An 18,462-nucleotide genomic window follows, 5' to 3' on the forward strand; every position below is an offset into this window, starting at 1 on the left:
GAGCAACTATGCAAAGTATCATTCAAATTCATACCGCTGATAATGTCGCTGTGGCCTTGCGCGATATCGACGCGGGCGAGCAGGTTGAAGCGGGCGGGTATTCCGTTGTTCTGGCTCAGCCTGTGGCGCGTGGTCACAAGTTTGCCCTGCGCCCGATTGCGGCCGGGGAAAACATTGTTAAATACGGTTTGCCGATCGGGCATGCGCTGGCGGACATCGGGGCGGGTGTGCATATTCACTCGCAAAATGGCAAAACCAATCTCAGCGATCTGGACGAATACCAGTATCAGCCTGATTTCGCCACTGTACCTGAACAGATGGCGGATCGTGATGTGCAAATCTACCGCCGTAAAAACGGTCAGGTCGGGATCCGTAATGAACTGTGGCTGATCCCGACCGTTGGTTGCGTCAACGGGATCGCCCGTCAGATCCAGACACGTTTCCTGAAAGAAACCAATGATGCGGAAGGCACCGACGGTGTTTACCTGTTTACGCATCCGTTTGGTTGCTCGCAACTGGGTGATGACCATGTGAACACCCGCACCATGCTGCAAAACATGGTGCGCCACCCGAATGCGGGCGCAGTGCTGGTGATCGGCCTCGGTTGTGAAAACAATCAGGTGGATGTATTCCGTGAAACGCTTGGCGACGTTGACGAAGAGCGTGTGCGTTTCATGACGCTGCAAAAATTCGACGACGAAGTGGAAGCAGGACTGGAACGTCTGCGCGAGCTGTATGCCGTGATGCGTGACGATAAACGCGAGCCGGGCAAACTCAGCGAGCTGAAATTTGGCCTGGAATGCGGCGGTTCTGACGGCTTGTCAGGCATCACCGCTAACCCGCTGCTGGGGCGTTTCTCTGATTACGTGATCGCCAACGGCGGGACTTCCGTGCTGACAGAAGTGCCTGAAATGTTTGGTGCGGAACGCATTCTGATGAGCCGTTGCCGCGATGAAGGCACGTTTGAGAAAACCGTTCACATGGTGAATGATTTCAAACAGTACTTCATCGAACATAATCAGCCAATTTACGAGAATCCGTCTCCGGGCAACAAAGCAGGTGGTATCACCACGCTGGAAGAAAAATCGCTGGGCTGTACGCAGAAAGCCGGTCAGAGCCCGGTGATGGACGTGCTGAAATACGGCGAACGTCTCACCACGCCGGGGCTGAACCTGCTGAGTGCGCCGGGTAACGATGCCGTCGCCACCAGTGCGCTGGCGGGTGCCGGTTGCCATATGGTGCTGTTCAGTACCGGCCGCGGTACGCCATACGGTGGTTTTGTGCCGACGGTGAAACTGGCAACCAACAGCGAACTGGCGGCGAAAAAACCGCACTGGATCGATTTCGATGCCGGACAACTGATCCACGATGTAAGTATGGATCAGCTGCTGGGTGAATTTGTGGATCTGATCGTGGCGATCGCCGATGGCCGCAAAGCCAAAAACGAACTCAATGATTTCCGTGAATTAGCCATCTTTAAAAGCGGTGTCACATTGTAACCGCTCAGGTTTATCGTTAGGATGAAACGGCGTTTCAGTTATGAAGCGCCGTTTGCTTTTGCAGCGCAAGACCTCCACGTATGAGACTCCTGACAAATGACGTATTACTGGTTTGCCCAGTCAATTGGTGTTGTGGCCTTCGTGGTCGGCATCACGATGTTTTTCAACCGCAGCGACCGTCGCTTCAAACAACAGCTTTCTGCCTACAGCGCCATTATCGGCGTGCATTTCCTGATGATGGGCGCAGCTCCCGCAGGCATGAGCGCCTTACTGAATTCCCTGCGCACGCTGATTTCACTGCGCACCCGTAACCAGTGGATCATGGTAGTTTTCATTGTGCTCACGCTGGTGTTAGGGCTTAGCCGCGCCCATCACTGGGTAGAATTATTGCCGGTCGGCGCGACAGTAGTCAGTACCTGGGCGCTGTTTCGCACCAGCGGGCTGACCACGCGCTGCATTATGTGGTGCTCAACCTGCTGCTGGGTAGTGCACAACATCTGGCTCGGTTCGATTGGCGGATCGCTTATCGAAGGCAGTTTTCTGGTCATGAACGGCTTTAACATCATCCGCTTCCGCCGCCTGCAACTGCGCGGTATCGACCCGTTCGAGGTCGAGAAGAAGATAGTTCAGAAGATGGATGAAAATAAAGCAGCGGAGTGAGATATCACTCCGCCAGAAGCGGATTTACTCGTCTAGTTTCAGCGGCGGTAACTGACCAAAAATGCTCAGCAGGCCTTCGCCCCAGCCTTTGCGGATCATGTCGAAATACGGGTGCGTTTCGGTGATGCGGTGCTGTTGCGCGGCACTGAAGCTGTCGGTCGGATAGGTCATCACATCCAGCGGCAGGCCGACGGAAAGATTACTGCGCAGCGTCGAATCCATCGAAATCAGCGCACATTGCATCGCCTGATCCAGCGCGGTGTCGTAGCTCAGCACCCGATCGATAATCGGCTTGCCGTACTTACTTTCACCAATCTGGAAATACGGCGTGTCGTGTGTGGCTTCGATGAAATTCCCCTGCGGATAAATGTGGAACAGCCGCAGGCCTTCGCCCTTAATCTGGCCACCGAGCAGCAGGTTGCAGCTGAAATCCGTGTTGCCGCCCTGATTCGCGCCGCTGTCCCGTGCAATCACTTCACGTACCGTTTCACCCAGCAGGCTGGCGGCATCGTACAGCGACTTCACGTTCAGCAGGTTTTCCCGCTCATCGTCTAAGCAGCGGCGATGCAGCAGGCTGATAATGCTTTGTGTGGTCGCCAGATTTCCGGCGCTCTGGATCACCAGCACGCGTTCATCACTTTGATGAAAAACATGCAGTTTACGGAAGGTGGAAATATGGTCGACTCCGGCATTGGTGCGTGAGTCTGACACAAACACCAGGCCTGAGGACAAGCGCATGGCCACACAGTAAGTCATAAAAATTTTCCTCAGGCGTCAGGTTTATTGTGGTACGTCGAGCATGGCAACGGCCGCGACAGTGCGCATGTCTTCGCTTCCTCCACCCAACCGGATACCACGGACCGGGCATGCATCAAGATAATCTATGCCGATAGCCAGTTTCAAATGCTGATTCGGTTTACAGGTGTTATTGGTGACATCAAAGCTCTGCCAGCGGTCATCCAGCCAGGCTTCCGCCCAGGCGTGCATGGCCACGTGTGTCGAATCTTCCGAATAAAGATAGCCGCTGACATAGCGCGCCGGAATGCCCAGACTGCGGCAACAGGCGAGGAACACGTGGGTGTGATCCTGACACACGCCGGTTTGTGCCGAAAACGCCTGAGAGGCGCTGTCTTTGACCGTGGTAGTGCCGGGGTTATAGGGCATTTTCAGCAGCAGTTCGCCCATCAGACTGCACAGACTTTCGTGCTGCGCCTGCGGACGGTAATAACGGCTGGCGAAATCGCGGATCGCGCCGTCAGCCAGCGTCAGCGGGCTGGTGCGTAAAAATACCAGCGGCGAAAGATGCCCGCAGTTGTCATCCTCCGTATTGTCTTCAATCTCGACCACGCCGTTGGCGACGATGGTGATCGCCTGATGCGGCTGATCCAGTGTCAGGACATGCAACACATTGCCGTAGGCATCCAGCGTGCGGGTGGCATATTCCGGTAACGTCAGATCCCATGACAAAATCTTCTGATGGCTGGAATCCTGCGGCGTAAGGCGCAGGTATTGCGTGCTGTGTTTAACCTGCTGCGCATAGCTGTAATGCGTCTGATGCGTGACATTCAGTTTCATTATTGAGCCTCCAGATAGGTTTGATGAATGCTCTCAGCGATGGCATTGGTCTGGTCAAGGAATTGCATTAACCAGGGACTGAGGCCCATCTCAACAATTTCTTCCATTTCGGTGAAACGCAGCTGAGCGTGAAGGGTATGAACCCGGCGGCGGGGCAGATTACCCGCCGTGCCGCCGATTTCCTCCAGCTGTTCGGCCATAATTTCGATGCACGAAAGCAGTGAACGCGGTAACTCGCGGCGCAACACCAGCAGTTCGGCGATATGCTTCTGGCTGAGTTGTTGCTTGTATAACGTGTGGAACGCTTCGCGGGCGCTGACGGCACGCAGTAATGTGTCCATCCGGTAGTATTCGCGCACCGGATCTTCATCGGCATTCAGCAACTGATTTTTGGCATCAAGCAGGCGCGCGGTGCTGTCTGCGCGTTCCAGCATGGTGCCGAGGCGGATAAAGTTCATCGCATCACTGCGCAGTAAGGTACCGAACATCGCGCCGCGAAACAGATGTGAGCGCTCCTTAACCCAGTCGAAGAAAGAGTCTGCACCGGCAGAACCGACGCCCTGACGGCGGATCAGTTTCATCTCAATCCAGGTGGCATTGATGCTTTCCCAGACTTCAGACGACAGGCTGCCGCGCACGGCATGCGCATTGTTCCAGGCCATTTGCAGGCAACTGAAAATGCTGCTGTGGTTGAAACTGTCCAGTGCGAAAAAGTTGAGCAGATTGCTCATCGATTCCTGCGGATAGTGCTCACTGAATAACGTGCGGGTGCCGGTCATGGTCAGCGGTACCAGCAGATCATTGTTTTCATCGCGGGCGTTGACGTCTCGGATCGACATCATCGACAGCTTGTTGGTCACGTCCAGCAGGCGTGCGATATTTTCGGCGCGTTCCAGATAACGCGCCATCCAGTACAGTTCGCTGGCTGTTCTGCTTAGCATGCGTCATCCTCCGTTGGATTTTCTTCCAGCACCCAGGTGTCCTTGGTGCCGCCGCCCTGTGATGAGTTCACCACCAGCGAGCCTTCTGCCAGCGCCACGCGGGTTAAGCCGCCCGGTACCAGACGGATTTCCGCGCCGGTCAGGGCAAAAGGCCGCAGGTCGATATGTCGCGGTGCCAGTCCGTTGCCGACAAACGTCGGGCAGGTGGAAAGCGCCAGTGTTTCCTGAGCGATGTAGTTTTCCGGGCGGGTACGCAGCAAATCGCGGAAGCGTTCAATTTCCGCTTTGCTGGCGGTCGGGCCAATCAGCATGCCGTAACCGCCTGCGCCATGAACCTCCTTCACCACCATTTTTTCCAGATTCGCCAGCACGAAAGACAGATCGCTTTCCTTGCGGCATTGCCAGGTCGGCACGTTATTGAGGATCGGATTTTCCGCCAGATAGTAGCGGATCATCTCCGGCACATACGGGTAGATCGATTTGTCATCGGCTACGCCGGTGCCGATCGCATTCGCCAGCACCACGCCACCGGACCGATAAACTGAAAGCAGGCCGGGAACGCCGAGCATGGAATCGGCGCGGAACGCCAGCGGATCGAGGAAGGCATCGTCGATACGCCGGTAAATCACGTCAATTTTGCAGGGGCCGGCGGTGGTGCGCATAAACACCGCGCCGTCTTTCACGAACAAATCGACGCTTTCCACCAGTTCAACGCCCATTTGCTGGGCGAGGAAACTGTGCTCGAAATAGGCACTGTTAAAGCGGCCTGGCGTCAGTACAACAACGGTCGGATCGTTGACCGGCGTGCTTTCGCGCAGGGTTTGCAGTAAGTGAGAAGGGTAACGGGACACCGGCGCAATACGTTGTTCGGCAAACAGTTCGGGGTATAACCGCATCATCATCTTGCGGTTTTCCATCATGTACGACACGCCGGACGGCGTACGCAGGTTGTCTTCCAGCACGTAATATTTGCCATCGCCGCCGCGCACCATATCCGTTCCGGCAATGTGGGCGTAAGTATCGCGATGAAGATCAATGCCCTGCATGCACGGCTGATACTGATCGTTGGCCAGCACCTGTTCCGCCGGGACGATCCCTGCTTTGAGGATCTTCTGGTCGTGGTAAATATCATGCAGAAAAGCATTCAGCGCCTGAACCCGCTGGCAGATCCCGCGATCGAGCATTTGCCATTCGCTGGCCGGAATAATACGCGGCACGCTGTCGAACGGGATCAGCCGTTCCGCACCATCATCTTCGCCGTAAACGTTAAAGGTAATTCCCACCCGATGGAACAACAGCGCAGCTTCCTCTTTTTTGCGCTGGACTGCCTGTTGATCAGCTTGCTGCAACCACTGCCAGTAGGCCTGATAATGGCTACGGTGCTTGCCATCCGCCATTAACATCTCATCAAAAAAGGGTGAATCGGAAAGGTCAATCTTGATCATCATCACCTCACAAACTGGACAGGCTGCAATTGAATCGTTCAATAACAATGAAGATCAGGCATAAAGTGTGCCAGCGTGCAAAACGGGCTGAAAATCGGGGGAAAACAGACGGGACTGCTTAATTATAGAGCGTGAAAGGGTTTCTTTGCCTGAAAATGGGGCAAAAAAAACCAGCCCGCAGGCTGGTCTGGTGCATGGCTGGCGCGAATTAACGGCGGACGGCGATGGCTTCGATTTCGATTTTTACGTCTTTTGGCAGACGGGCAACTTCAACGCAGGAACGCGCCGGGAACGGAGCGTTGTGTTCAGTGAAGAACGCTTCGTACGTGGCGTTAACGGTGGCGAAGTCATTCAGATCTTTCACGAAAACGGTAGTTTTGACGATGTCTGAAACTTTCAGGCCAGCGGCTTCAACGATCGCCTGCACGTTTTGCAGTGACTGACGTGCCTGCGCAGCGATGTCGTCGGCGACAGCGCCGGTTTTAGGATCCACAGGGATCTGGCCGGAAGTGATGATCATGCTGCCCAGATCCACGCCCTGAACGTAAGGACCGATAGCGGCAGGGGCGTTTTCAGTGCTGATTTCGCGGGACATAATGTCTCCTGATTTGAGTTAAGGTGAATAAAAAATTATCCCTCAGTATAAAGGGTTAATCATTGTTCAGCACCACCTGATGCTCAAACTCTTTCTCGCAGTATTTGCATTTCAGGTGCACTCCGTCCGCACGCTGCTTGACTGCAAAGCTGGAATCCACCGGTTCAAAACGGCTGATGCAGTTGCCGTTCGGGCAGCGCAGCACGCCGACAATACGGTCCGGCAGCGTCGGCATCAGCTTCTTCACCACGTCGTAATTGTCGATGCGGTTCACCGTCGCACGCGGGGCATATACCGCCAGCTGATTAACCTGTTCGTCGGTCAGGAAGGTGTTTTCGATTTTGATGATGTCTTTACGGCCGAGTTCGCCGGACGGCAGGTTCAGGCCGACGGTCACACGTTGTTCAGTCTGGGTAAACTTGAACAGAGACAGCAATTTAAACCCGACCTGTGCCGGAATATGGTCGATAACGGTACCGCATTTGATCGCTTCAACCTGAAGTTTATTGTCGTGCGTCATAAAGTTTTCTCCTCAAGTTTACTGTGCAGTGTCTGCGTTCAGAACCAGCGCCAGCAAAGCCTGACGCGCAAAAATCCCGTTTCCGGCCTGCTGGAAATACCAGGCGTATGGCGTCTTATCCACATCCGGCGTGATTTCATCGATACGCGGCAGCGGATGCAGTACTTTCAGGTGCGGCTGAGCATTCGTCAGGTCGGCAGCGCGCAGCACAAACTGGGCTTTCACATTGGCATATTCCGACGGATCCAGACGCTCTTTCTGTACGCGGGTCATGTACAGGATGTCGATTTCAGAAACCACTTCATCAATGCTGCTGTGCAGGCTGTATTCGATGCCTTTCTCTTCCAGCAGGCTCAGGATATAGCCCGGCATTGCCAGCGCATCCGGGGCGATAAAGTAGAAGCGGTTACCGTTAAATTTCGCCAGCGCCTGTGCCAGAGAATGCACCGTGCGGCCATATTTCAGGTCACCGACCATGGCGATTTTTATGTTGTCGAGACGTCCCTGCGTTTCCTGAATGGTGAACAAATCCAGCAGGGTTTGCGTCGGATGCTGGTTCGCACCGTCCCCGGCGTTGAGCACCGGAATACCGCCGGAGAATTCGGTTGCGAGACGTGCCGCGCCTTCCTGCGGGTGACGCATCACAATCGCATCGACATACGTGCTGATGACCGAAATGGTGTCGGCCAGCGTCTCGCCTTTTTTACCCAGCGACGTGTTGCTGCTGTCGGAGAAACCGACCACCGAGGCACCCAGACGATGCATTGAGGTTTCAAACGACAGGCGGGTGCGGGTTGAGGCTTCGAAGAAACAACTGGCGATCACTTTGTGTTTCAGCAATTCAGGCTGCGGGTTGGCTTTCAGGCTGGCAGCTGTATCGAGAACCAGCTCCAGCTCTTCGCGACTGAGATCGTTGATCGAAATGATGTCTTTCTGATACAGCGGATTGGCCATAGTCATTCTCCTGTTCTTTACGCGTAAAAAGTGGGGCACTCAAATTCCGGACAAAAAAAAGCCCCTCAATGAGGGGCTTTCAATAAAACGGTAATACCACGGAAGAACAACGGCAGCGGGCTGCCTGATGGCACGGCGTTTGGTCGATCATCTGAGCACAAAACGTGGCGATTGTTCATGGGTTCTCCCGGCAAATTGTGGCGCATTATAGGCGGCTCACTGACGGCGTCAAGCGGAAAAATGGCCTAGGGCAAACGGTTGCTGCTGTGGTTTTCCTTTATCGCCAGTATCCGCCTGATTGTCCTGCAAACTCTGTCCAGTGCTGTCGTTTCCCGTGGTGCTACCAGCACGGAAGTGCTCGACGCGATCACCCCGAGTACCTCCGGCAAACGGTGCTGATCGATAATCCGTCCCACGGCGCGGCCATAGCCCGACATGACATGGACCACCACAAACTGAGGGTTGTGATCCACATCGGTGACCATTTCGCTTACTGACCTCAGGGCATCAGGAACAAGCTGAGACTGCTCATTCAGGGCATAAATCTTTTTGCCTTTGGCATTCTGCACCTTCATCACACCCAGCGTTTTCAGTAATTGTGAAATGGTGGACTGGCCGATATTCCGGTATCCCGCCCGCTGGAATTCCTGCCGCAATTCTTCCTGTGATGAAAAACTCCGGCTGGCAATCAGCTGATGGCAGAGGATCAGTTGCTGGTGTTCTTTTTCAAGTGCAGACAACGTTCTTTTCATGGTTATATTCCCGGTAAATAAAAGGACGTCAACATGGCAAAAAAATCATTTTCTACAAAGACTTAAATCAAAGAACCGAGACTTAACGCTAACATCAGTAATACCAGTAATATCCCCAGTAAAGGTGCGACCCATTTCAGCCAGCGGACATAAGGCACCCGCGCGATGGCCAGACCCCCCATCACCACGGCGGAGGTCGGTGTGACCAGATTGACCAGGCCGGATGCGGACTGATACGCAGTGACCACCAGTTCACGGCCGATATGCGCGAAATCGGCCAGCGGCGCCATAATCGGCATGGTCATCACCGCCAGACCGGAAGAAGAGGGCACCAGAAAGGACAGCACTACTTCGAGCAGGAACATGACGTTGATGAAGATCACGTTGGATAATCCGGAAACGATGCCTTCGGCGCTGTGCAAAATAGTGTGGGTAATCATTCCGTTGTCCATGATCACCACAATGCCACGGGCAATACCGATGATCAGCGCCACGCCGAGCAGGTCGCGTGCGCCATCGATAAAGGTGGAAGTCAGCTCCTCTTCACTCATCCGCGCAACCAGCCCCACCAGGATCGCCGCAGCCAGGAAAACGCCGGAGATTTCCCCCATCCACCAGCCTTTTACCGATACGCCATAAATCATCACCACAAAAGCCAGTGCGAAGATCAGCAGGATGATTTTGCGCACGCCGGTAAAGGGCAGCAGTTCATCGCTGCGGTTTCCGAGAAAGTGGGCGCGGTTGCTTTCCTGCTGATCCGCCACGATGGAGAGTGAGGGATCGCGGCGCACTTTACGGGCATAGCGCATTACCCAGATCACGCAGATCAGCCAGCCGACGATCAGGATCGCCACGCGCAGGCCGATCCCGCTGGTGAAGGGGATCCCGGCGGCGTTGGCGGCAATTACCGTCGCAAAAGGATTGATCGTCGAACCGAGCGTGCCGATGCCTGCACCGAGCAGCACGGTAGCCGCAGCCACCAGCGGATCGAAACGTGCCGCCATCATCACCGGCACCAGCAGGGTATAAAACGGCAATGACTCTTCGGCCATGCCGTAAATGGTGCCTCCGGCGGCGAACAGTGCCATCAGAATGGGGATCATCCACTCTTCTTTGCCCTTCAGCCGGACGGTAACCCGCTCTATTCCGGCGTCGATGGCTCCGGTTTTGGTCACGATGCCCAGAAAACCGCCGATGATCAGAATAAATAAGGCGACATCAATCGCGCCGGCCTGACCGGTGGTGTGGTTGTACAGGCCATCAATGGGCGCGAGGAAAATATCCACCAGCCCCTGCGGATTGCCGGTCACGGCGTGATAGGTGCCTGAGACGGGGACTTCTTTACCCAGTCCGGCATTCATCGCCATGTCGTACTGACCGGCGGGGATAATCCAGCTCAGGCCTGCAACCAGCGCGATAAGCACAAATAAAATGGTGTAGGCAGAAGGGAATTTGAATGTACGCATAAACGTAATCCTTAAAGAAGGCGTGAAGGCAAAACGCCTTCACGCAAGGGGCTTAGTCGTCGCCAAGCGTGGCGACCATGACCGCTTTTATGGTGTGCATACGGTTTTCGGCTTCATCAAAAACGATGGAATGCGGGGACTCAAAAACGTCATCCGTCACTTCCAGCCCTTTCATGCCGTAAGCGATTTCCAGCTCCTTTCCGAGCGTGGTTTCTTCGTTATGGAAAGCGGGCAGGCAGTGCATAAATTTGACGTCAGGATTGCCGGTGGCGTTAAGCACCGCGGCGTTAACCTGATACGGGGTCATCAGGCTGATACGTTCTGCCCAGGCGGTTTTGGCTTCGCCCATCGACACCCAGACATCGGTATAAAGAAAATCGACGCCCTGTACACCTTCATCAACGTGTTCTGTCAGCAGGATCCTTGCGCCGGTAGTGCGGGCAATATCGCGGCAGACAGCGACCAGCGTCTCTTCCGGCCAGAAGGATTTTGGCGCGACCAGACGGATGTCCATCCCCATTTTCGCCGCGCCGACCATCAGGGAATTCCCCATATTGTTTCGGGCATCGCCCAGATAAGCGAAGCTGATCTGACTGAGTTCTTTGCCCGGCGAGTGTTCAAGCATGGTCATCAGGTCGGCCAGGATTTGGGTCGGATGAAACTCATCGGTCAGCCCGTTCCATACCGGTACGCCGGAGAATTCCGCCAGCTCTTCCACAATCTTCTGCGCAAACCCCCGGTATTCGATGCCGTCGTACATTCTGCCCAGCACACGCGCGGTATCTTTCATCGACTCCTTGTGTCCGATCTGGCTGCCGCCAGGGCCGAGATAGGTCACGTGTGCGCCCTGATCAAACGCGGCGACTTCAAACGCACAGCGGGTGCGGGTGGAGGTTTTCTCAAAAATCAGCGCAATATTTTTTCCGCGCAGGCAGGGGCGTTCCTGTCCTGTTTTCTTATCGTTTTTCAGCGCCAGCGCCAGGGTGATCAGTTGCTGAATTTCTTCCGGCGTGAAATCAAGAAGCTTAAGGAAATGACGGTTTTTCAATGTAGTAGTCATAAAATCATCCTGAAATAATGAAATGGGAGCGGGTTATTCCGCGCGGATACAGGTGCCTTTCAGGCCGGCCAGAATGGCTTCGCCATCCTCCAGTGCGCCGATCCCCGCCAGCCCGTGACAGGCATCGACAAACTGGCAGGCGGCATTGACTTTCGGCCCCATGGATCCGGCATCGAAGGTCATAGCAGCGAGATCCCGCGGCGTGATGTGATGCAGCGGCCGCTGCTCAGGCGTGCCCCAGCCGAGGTACACCGCATCGGCATCGGTCAGGATCAACAGCGCGTCGGCCTGTAACTGACGCGCCAGCAGCGCCGCCGAGAGGTCTTTGTCGATGACGGCTTCCACGCCCTTCAGCCCGTCATTGGTCTGATGAACCGGCACGCCGCCGCCGCCATTGCAGATGACCAGATAGTGCTGATCCAGCAAGGCCCGGATAGCATCAATCTCGAGGATGCGCTGTGGTTGAGGGGAAGCGACCACGCGGCGAAAATGCTGCCCGTCGGCTTTCATCGCCCAGCCTTTTTCGGCAGCCAGATTTTCCGATTGCGCCTGCGTATAAACCGGGCCGATGTATTTCGTCGGGTTATCAAAGGCCGGATCGAGCAGGCTGACTTCCACCTGCGTCAGCAGGGTGCAGACGCGACTTTCCGGCAGACAATTTTTCAGCGCCTGTTGCAGCAGATAGCCGATCATCCCCTGAGTTTGTGCTACCAGAATATCGAGCGGGTAGGGCGCGACTGCTGGATAGGCGCTGTTTTGCAGCGCCAGTAATCCGACCTGCGGGCCGTTGCCGTGTACCAGCACAACCCGCCATTTCTGGCATAGCGCAGCCAGCGTTTTTGCCGCCACACAGATGTTTTTGCGTTGAAGTTCGGCCTCTAGCGGTTCGCCACGGCGCAGTAATGCGTTGCCGCCCAGAGCGACAACCAGAACAGGTTTGTTCATGAAATTTCCCCGGAGTCAGTGATCAGATGTCGTCGCGTTCTAGCGGGCAGCTCATGCAGCGCGCGCCACCGCGGCCTCTTCCCAGTTCATCGCCCGGAATGGGGAGAACGGTGATCCCGGCTTTATCGTATTTTTCGTTAGTCCAGGTGTTGCGCTCGTAGCCGATCACCACGCCGGGGCGCACGGTCAGGACGTTATTGGCATCGTTCCATTGTTCGCGTTCGGCCTCGAAACTGTCGCCGCCGGTGGTGATGAGTTTGATGTCATCAATGCCCAGCGCCTTACCGATTGCCCGCACGAACTGCGGTTCTTCGGTGCGGCGCAGGCCGCCGTGGCCGTCATCGGTCAGCGTCCAGCACTGGGTGGTGTCGCGGACGACTTCCGGGTAGACGGAGAAGGTGTCGAAGTCGATATGGGTCATGACGGTATCGAGGTGCATGCAGGAGCGATGTTTGGGTAATTCCAGTGCAATCACTTTGGTGGCTTGCTGATGTTTGAACAGCGAACGGGCGAGGAACTCCACACCCTGCGGCGTCGTACGTTCGGATAAGCCAATTAATACCGCGCCACGACCAATGACTAATACATCACCGCCTTCCAGTGTCGCGTGGTCATAATTAAATTCATCATCGCCAAAGTAAGTAATAAATTCGTTATCGGCAAAGTGCGGATGCCAGCGATATATGGCCCGCAGATTATTGGTTTCCCGTTTACGCGCCTCTTTTGCCATCGGATTCACCGATACGCCGTTATATATCCAGCAGGAAGTGTCGCGGGTAAATAAATGATTGGGTAATGGCTTAATCACAAAGTCATTTAACTGATGTGTATCCGTGACCATATTATGAAAAGTATCGGGGATTTCGCTGTAAGTTAATCCGCCGCTCATGAACCGGGCCGTTTGCCGGTGGGGTAAATCTGCCAGCCAGCCGCGGATTTCTTCGGCAAATTGTGGCCCCAGCCGGTAATCCGAGATTTGCCGGCTGAACAGCCAGTCTTTGGCCTCGCGGTTGTCGAGGGTTTCAGTCAGCAGGTCAGTCAGCAATAAAACTTCCACGCCTTGCTGGCGCAAGGTCTGGCTGAAAATGTCATGTTCTTTCCCGGCCCGCTCAACAGACAGCACATCATCGAATAATAATTCCTGACAGTTGGAGGGGGTCAGTCGCTGCAAACTTAAATTTGGCCGGTGAAGCATCACGCTGCGAAGTTGGCCTATTTCGGATCCTACATAATGCCGTTTCATATTTATCCCTTTTAAAAGACGAAATAATGTTCCGGTCAATTTCAGCTAAATTTCAGCTGAATTTCAGATAAAGAAATCCCGTGGAGAATAAAACGCGTTATTCAGCCTGGAAGGAAGTGCGCCCGGAACGGAGTGAATAATATTCCGCGCAGGCATTTAATATGTGACTTCGATCGCATCAGAATAAAACCATGGTGATGGTTACCTGTTGATTGATAAACATCATTGTTTTATTTATTAGCATATTCAGTAAAGTGAATAATCACCGGAATATGAGAGTAATTATTTCTTCTGACAGTGAGTGACCGTATGAGATAATATTTATTCAATCCTAATTCACTAAAAAATAAAGGGTTTATTCTGAGCTTGCATAGAATGGCTTTTTTTGTGATTAAAGATTTATAACTTCTCAAAAATCCTAAATAACTATTATCTGTTTTCGCTGCTTTGGATTTAATTAAATATGTGACCGGCGGGTGAGTTTTTAGAAATAGTCCGTAAGACCAACAGGATGAAAGCGGCATACTGAATATGTTCTCAGTGTTTATGCAATCTGACTGCATAACCATTGTTTCCCGGCTGCGGGTGGCGTTAAGCCGCAAAAATATTTCCCATGAAGTTAAAATCTTGATCCCGCTCTGGCAACCGGACAGCAAACAGGATTAGTATTTATGAAACACTGTTTCACTCATGCATTACAAACCCGAGGTTATGATGATCACAGGAAACATCCACGCGCTGCATCTCGTTCCTTATCTGCCCGCTGAATTGCGCGAGGCCATTGAATACGTTAAGCAACACATCACGGCGGACACGCCGCTGGGCAAACACGATATCCGTGGCGACGATGTGTTTGTGCTGATTTCCAATGATTCCACCGCGCCGCAGGCCGACCGCCGTGCCGAATTCCACGCCCGTAATCTGGATATCCAGATTGTGCTGAACGGCACCGAAGGCATGACATTCAGTAACTTACCGGCAGGTTATGTGGATACTGACTGGCTGGAAGATAAAGACATTGCGTTTCTGGCCGCCGGTGAGCAGGAAAAAACCATGATCATGCAGACCGGCGATTTTGTGGTGTTCTATCCGGGTGAAGTGCATAAACCGCTGTGCGCGGTGGGCGAACCGGCCCATGTGCGCAAAGCGGTGGTAAAAATGAACGTCAGCGCATTGTCCGCTTAATGCTTATCGTGTAGCGCTTTGTGCGTTTGATCAGCTTCATCCGCCAGCGGCGCAGTCTGCCGAGGCGTTCCGGGGCTTTAAGTTTGTGTTTGATCCACACCACCTGCCACGGCTGGAGTCGCATCTGGCCGTTAAACGCTTCCCCGCTAATCAGATCTTTCCCTTCCACTGCCAGTTTCAGTACCTGCGAATGATCGCTGATATTGAATACGCAGCTGATCCGATCCTCCGTTTTGGGATCATAACGTTCCATCGCAAACAGCGATTTGCCCAGATCAAACACCCGTTGCCCCGCCTGTGGCGAAAATGCCGGATGTTCGCGGCGGTGCTTAATCAGCGCCTGTAAACCGTAAAAAACGCGGGCACTCAGACTGTCCTTTTTCTCCAGTTCTGCCTCAACTTTTCCCAGCTCCAGCTTTTTACGGTTAATACGGCGGTTGATGCCGGACTGATGCATACCGTCAAGATCGTTCTCGCTGCCCAGCAGGCTGTGGATATAAATCGCCGGTACGCCGATAAACGACAGCAACAGCGCCTGTGCGGCGAGAAATTTGCGGGCTTTCAGTCCGGTATCGTCATCCGGTTCGGTCAGCGCGCTGAGGTAATTGATGTTCAGTTCATAAGGCGAATGCGTGCCATCACCGTTGTCTTTATAAGAGATGCGGCCTTCTTTACGCAGGGTTTCCTGCGCCATGTATTTGCGTTCGTCATCGCTGAGGAAGGTTTCTGTCGGACGCAGACCGATGCCGTCGTGACTGGCTAAAAAGTTGAAATAGGTGGTGTCAGGATAACGTGCTTCGGCATTCAGGCTTTGCGCCCACTGGGTGAGCGTGGTGGTATCCTGGCGTAAAAAGGCGTGCAGCGTGAGCGGCGGCAGCGGGAACTGATACACCATGTGTGCCTCATCGCCTTCACCGAAATAACTGATATTTTCGTGATGCGGCACGTTGGTTTCGGTGATGATCCGCGTGCCGGGGATCACTTCATCAAGGATGGTTCGCCAGACTTTGATGATGTTATGCGCCTGCGGCATGTGAATGCAGCGCGTCCCGGCCTCCTTCCAGATATACCCAATCGCATCGAGGCGGATCGACTGCCCGCCACTGGCGGCGTACTGCAACAGTACATCAATGCTTTCCAGCAGAACCTGCGGATTTTTGAAATTGATATCCACCTGATCTTCACTGAACGTGGTCCACAGGTATAACTCATTGCCGTCGGCTTTGATAAACGGCGTCAGCAGCGGCGAGGCGCGGGGGCGCACAACGCGGCTGTAATCCAGCTCGGGATTCGAGGCAATAAAGTAATCTTTGTAATAAGGATCGTCATGCAGATAGCCTTTCATCCATTCGCTTGAGCGGGAGATATGGTTAATCACGCAGTCAAACATCAGGTTGAAATTCGCGGAAAGGTGATGAATATCCGACCATCCGCCGAGATGTTCGTCGATACGGCGGTAGTCGATGACGCTGAAGCCGTCGTCGGAGCTGTACGGATACATCGGCAGAATATGGATGTCGCTGATAATCTCGCGCAGATAGGTATTGGCGAAGTGATTCAGCGTCGCCAGCGGCGGTTGTTCACCGTGACGTATATTGTCGCCGTAAGTAATCAGATAAATGTTGGTGCCATCCACCCAATCGGTGGTGCGGTGCTTGCCGTAATTCCATTTGTCGGCGAGATGCAGGATTTTTTTCAGCAGGTCGGCGATGTGTTCCCTGGGGTAAATCCTGCTTAACAGGCTTTCCAGCCGCAGGACATACTCAAGATTAACTGAGCTCATATCGGTTCCTTCTTACTGCGTTTCTGTTTTTCTATTGAACAGGTTAAAACCAAAGCGCTTTAAAAAGGGTAGTTGAAAATGAGGTCTTCTGACGGGAACGGGCGGGATAAAGTGCAAAACGTTGTAAATATTGCGACGTGCAGAAAGTTCATCCTTACTGCACGTCGGGGATAAATCAGGCGTTGCCGAGCGTAGCGACCATCACCGCTTTGATGGTGTGCAGACGGTTTTCCGCCTGATCAAACACCACGCTGTGGCTGGACTCAAAGACGTCATCCGTGACTTCCATGCCGCCTTGCAGGCCGTATTCTTCCGCCATTTGCTTGCCGAGCGTGGTCTGGTCGTCATGGAATGCAGGCAGACAATGCAGGAATTTCACCTGCGGATTGCCGGTCAGTGCCAGCATTGCGCTGTTGACCTGATAAGCGCGCAGCAAATTAATGCGCTCTTTCCAGACTTCTTTCGGCTCGCCCATGGAAACCCACACGTCGGTATACAGGAAATCAGCGTCTTTCACGCCGGCTGCAATATCTTCGGTCAGGGTGATATTGCCGCCATTTTCTTGTGCCAGATGCGTGCAGGTGGCGACCAGTTCGGCTTCCGGCCAGCAGGCTGAAGGCGCGACCAGACGCAAATCCAGACCGCATAACGCGGCGGCTTCCAGCAGTGAATTGCCCATATTGTTACGGGTGTCGCCCAGATACGCCAGACGCATACCTTGCAGCGGCTGGCCCGGTAAATGCTCCTGCATGGTCAGCAGATCAGCCAGCAACTGGGTCGGATGGAATTCATTGGTTAAGCCATTCCAGACTGGCACACCGGCGTATTGCGCCAGAATTTCGACTTTATCCTGACCGAAACCACGATACTGAATACCGTCATACATGCGGCCGAGGACGCGGGCGGTATCTTTCATCGATTCTTTATGGCCGATCTGGCTGCCACTTGGGCCGAGATAGGTGACTTTCGCTCCCTGATCATAAGCGGCAACTTCGAAAGAGCATCGGGTGCGGGTTGAGTCTTTTTCGAAGATGAGCGCGATGTTTTTGCCTTGCAGACTGGCTTTTTCGGTGCCGTTCTTTTTAGCGGCTTTTAATTCTGCGGAGAGTTTCAGCAGTGACGAAATCTCTGACGGGGTAAAATCCAGTAACCTGAGAAAATGACGTTTACTCAACAAACTCATGATGTCGCTCCATAGCGCGTAAGCATTTCGGATTGAATTAAAATTCAATTTAACTGGATGAATATGCAATTACAACCCCGCCGAGAAAACTTTCTCTTTAATAGTGGAGACGCGCCCTGCGGTGTGTGAAAATAGCGTACAAACGTCACATTGATTGAGGACAGAGATATGGCAAACCGTGAATTGCTGGAAGAACAACGTGAAGAGACTCGCTTAATCATCGAAGAACTGCTGGATGATGGCAGTGATCCTGACGCGCTTTACACTATCGAACACCACTTATCTTCAGAAAAGTTTGAAGTTCTGGAGAAAGCCGCAGTCGAAGCGTTCAAGCTGGGTTACGAAGTGACTGACCCTGAAGAACTGGAAGTAGAAGACGGTTCTGTTGTGATGTGCTGTGACGTGATCAGCGAAATCGCGCTGAAAGCGGAACTGATCGACGCTCAGGTTGAACAGCTGATGAACCTGGCTGAAGCCAACGGCGTTAACTACGACGGCTGGGGCACTTACTTCGAAGGCGATGACGACGAAGAAGGTGAAGAAGGCGAAGACGAAGATTTCGTTGATGAAGATGATGACGGGAAACGTCATTAATCTGGCTCCCTCCCCTGCGAAGGGGAGGGCTGGGGTGGGGTATTGATGATAACTCAACATTT

At 53.6% G+C, this 18,462-nt stretch carries 18 protein-coding genes; 4 read left to right on the plus strand and 14 right to left on the minus strand.

The features are described 5' to 3' along the window. The first annotated feature begins 8 nt into the window (after positions 1-8). Positions 9-1,499 carry a UxaA family hydrolase gene (locus tag CKQ54_RS05900; protein WP_120162135.1) on the plus strand — a complete coding sequence of 497 codons (1,491 nt, stop codon included), beginning with the start codon at positions 9-11 and terminating at the stop codon, positions 1,497-1,499. A 96-nt stretch (positions 1,500-1,595) separates the two neighbouring features. Further along, positions 1,596-2,159: a YgjV family protein gene (locus tag CKQ54_RS05905; RefSeq protein ID WP_113876744.1), complete on the plus strand. Its 564-nt coding sequence runs from the start codon at positions 1,596-1,598 to the stop codon at positions 2,157-2,159. A gap of 24 nt (positions 2,160-2,183) precedes the next feature. Here CKQ54_RS05905 and CKQ54_RS05910 read toward each other — a convergent pair whose 3' ends face one another. The 12 genes from CKQ54_RS05910 to arcA form a co-directional block, all read right to left on the minus strand. Beyond that, on the minus strand, positions 2,184-2,915 hold the full coding sequence (locus CKQ54_RS05910; RefSeq protein ID WP_113876745.1) for a proteasome-type protease: 732 nt from the start codon (positions 2,913-2,915) through the stop codon (positions 2,184-2,186). 24 nt (positions 2,916-2,939) lie between these two features. Continuing rightward, entirely contained in the window at positions 2,940-3,734 is a 795-nt protein-coding gene (locus CKQ54_RS05915; RefSeq protein WP_112288100.1) for a transglutaminase family protein, read from the minus strand. After that, positions 3,734-4,675 carry an alpha-E domain-containing protein gene (locus CKQ54_RS05920; protein ID WP_120162134.1) on the minus strand — a complete coding sequence of 314 codons (942 nt, stop codon included), beginning with the start codon at positions 4,673-4,675 and terminating at the stop codon, positions 3,734-3,736. Before CKQ54_RS05920 ends, CKQ54_RS05915 begins: the two co-directional genes overlap by 1 nt. Next, complete coding sequence (locus CKQ54_RS05925) at positions 4,669-6,120, minus strand: circularly permuted type 2 ATP-grasp protein (RefSeq protein WP_120162133.1); 1,452 nt, start codon at positions 6,118-6,120, stop codon at positions 4,669-4,671. Before CKQ54_RS05925 ends, CKQ54_RS05920 begins: the two co-directional genes overlap by 7 nt. Before the next feature lie 208 nt (positions 6,121-6,328). After that, on the minus strand, positions 6,329-6,715 hold the full coding sequence (gene ridA, locus CKQ54_RS05930) for a 2-iminobutanoate/2-iminopropanoate deaminase (protein WP_120162132.1): 387 nt from the start codon (positions 6,713-6,715) through the stop codon (positions 6,329-6,331). Positions 6,716-6,770: 55 nt separating this feature from the next. Continuing rightward, positions 6,771-7,235, minus strand: coding sequence for an aspartate carbamoyltransferase regulatory subunit (gene pyrI / locus CKQ54_RS05935; protein ID WP_013577172.1), 465 nt, complete (start codon positions 7,233-7,235; stop codon positions 6,771-6,773). Positions 7,236-7,253: 18 nt separating this feature from the next. Continuing rightward, the gene (gene pyrB, locus CKQ54_RS05940; RefSeq protein ID WP_112288103.1) at positions 7,254-8,189 is read right to left on the minus strand and encodes an aspartate carbamoyltransferase; all 936 of its coding nucleotides are present in this window, start codon (positions 8,187-8,189) and stop codon (positions 7,254-7,256) included. A gap of 245 nt (positions 8,190-8,434) precedes the next feature. Then, positions 8,435-8,941, minus strand: a complete 507-nt coding sequence (locus tag CKQ54_RS05945) for an arginine repressor (protein ID WP_113876747.1) — start codon at positions 8,939-8,941, stop codon at positions 8,435-8,437. A 62-nt stretch (positions 8,942-9,003) separates the two neighbouring features. Next, positions 9,004-10,407 carry a YfcC family protein gene (locus CKQ54_RS05950; protein WP_120162131.1) on the minus strand — a complete coding sequence of 468 codons (1,404 nt, stop codon included), beginning with the start codon at positions 10,405-10,407 and terminating at the stop codon, positions 9,004-9,006. A gap of 52 nt (positions 10,408-10,459) precedes the next feature. After that, the gene (gene argF / locus CKQ54_RS05955; protein WP_120162130.1) at positions 10,460-11,467 is read right to left on the minus strand and encodes an ornithine carbamoyltransferase; all 1,008 of its coding nucleotides are present in this window, start codon (positions 11,465-11,467) and stop codon (positions 10,460-10,462) included. Positions 11,468-11,500: 33 nt separating this feature from the next. Further along, positions 11,501-12,412 (minus strand): carbamate kinase, encoded by a 912-nt coding sequence (arcC, locus tag CKQ54_RS05960; RefSeq protein ID WP_120162129.1) that lies wholly within the window; start codon positions 12,410-12,412, stop codon positions 11,501-11,503. A gap of 22 nt (positions 12,413-12,434) precedes the next feature. Further along, positions 12,435-13,655: an arginine deiminase gene (gene arcA / locus CKQ54_RS05965; protein ID WP_120162128.1), complete on the minus strand. Its 1,221-nt coding sequence runs from the start codon at positions 13,653-13,655 to the stop codon at positions 12,435-12,437. Positions 13,656-14,369: 714 nt separating this feature from the next. On the opposite strand from arcA, the gene CKQ54_RS05970 reads away from it, so the two are divergent. Continuing rightward, positions 14,370-14,840, plus strand: a complete 471-nt coding sequence (locus CKQ54_RS05970) for a NanQ anomerase/TabA/YiaL family protein (RefSeq protein ID WP_113876795.1) — start codon at positions 14,370-14,372, stop codon at positions 14,838-14,840. On the opposite strand, the gene CKQ54_RS05975 is transcribed toward CKQ54_RS05970, so the two are convergent. Together CKQ54_RS05975 and argF (CKQ54_RS05980) are read right to left on the minus strand one after the other, a co-directional pair. After that, positions 14,821-16,623 carry a sugar phosphorylase gene (locus CKQ54_RS05975; RefSeq protein WP_120162127.1) on the minus strand — a complete coding sequence of 601 codons (1,803 nt, stop codon included), beginning with the start codon at positions 16,621-16,623 and terminating at the stop codon, positions 14,821-14,823. The genes CKQ54_RS05970 and CKQ54_RS05975 overlap by 20 nt on opposite strands. Positions 16,624-16,798: 175 nt before the next feature. After that, positions 16,799-17,806, minus strand: a complete 1,008-nt coding sequence (argF, locus tag CKQ54_RS05980; RefSeq protein ID WP_112288110.1) for an ornithine carbamoyltransferase — start codon at positions 17,804-17,806, stop codon at positions 16,799-16,801. Between the two features lie 168 nt (positions 17,807-17,974). On the opposite strand from argF (CKQ54_RS05980), the gene rraB reads away from it, so the two are divergent. Then, entirely contained in the window at positions 17,975-18,400 is a 426-nt protein-coding gene (gene rraB, locus CKQ54_RS05985) for a ribonuclease E inhibitor RraB (protein WP_112288111.1), read from the plus strand. Positions 18,401-18,462 lie beyond the last annotated feature (62 nt).

The organism is Rahnella variigena (genome assembly GCF_003610915.1).
GTDB classification, from domain to species: domain Bacteria; phylum Pseudomonadota; class Gammaproteobacteria; order Enterobacterales; family Enterobacteriaceae; genus Rahnella; species Rahnella variigena.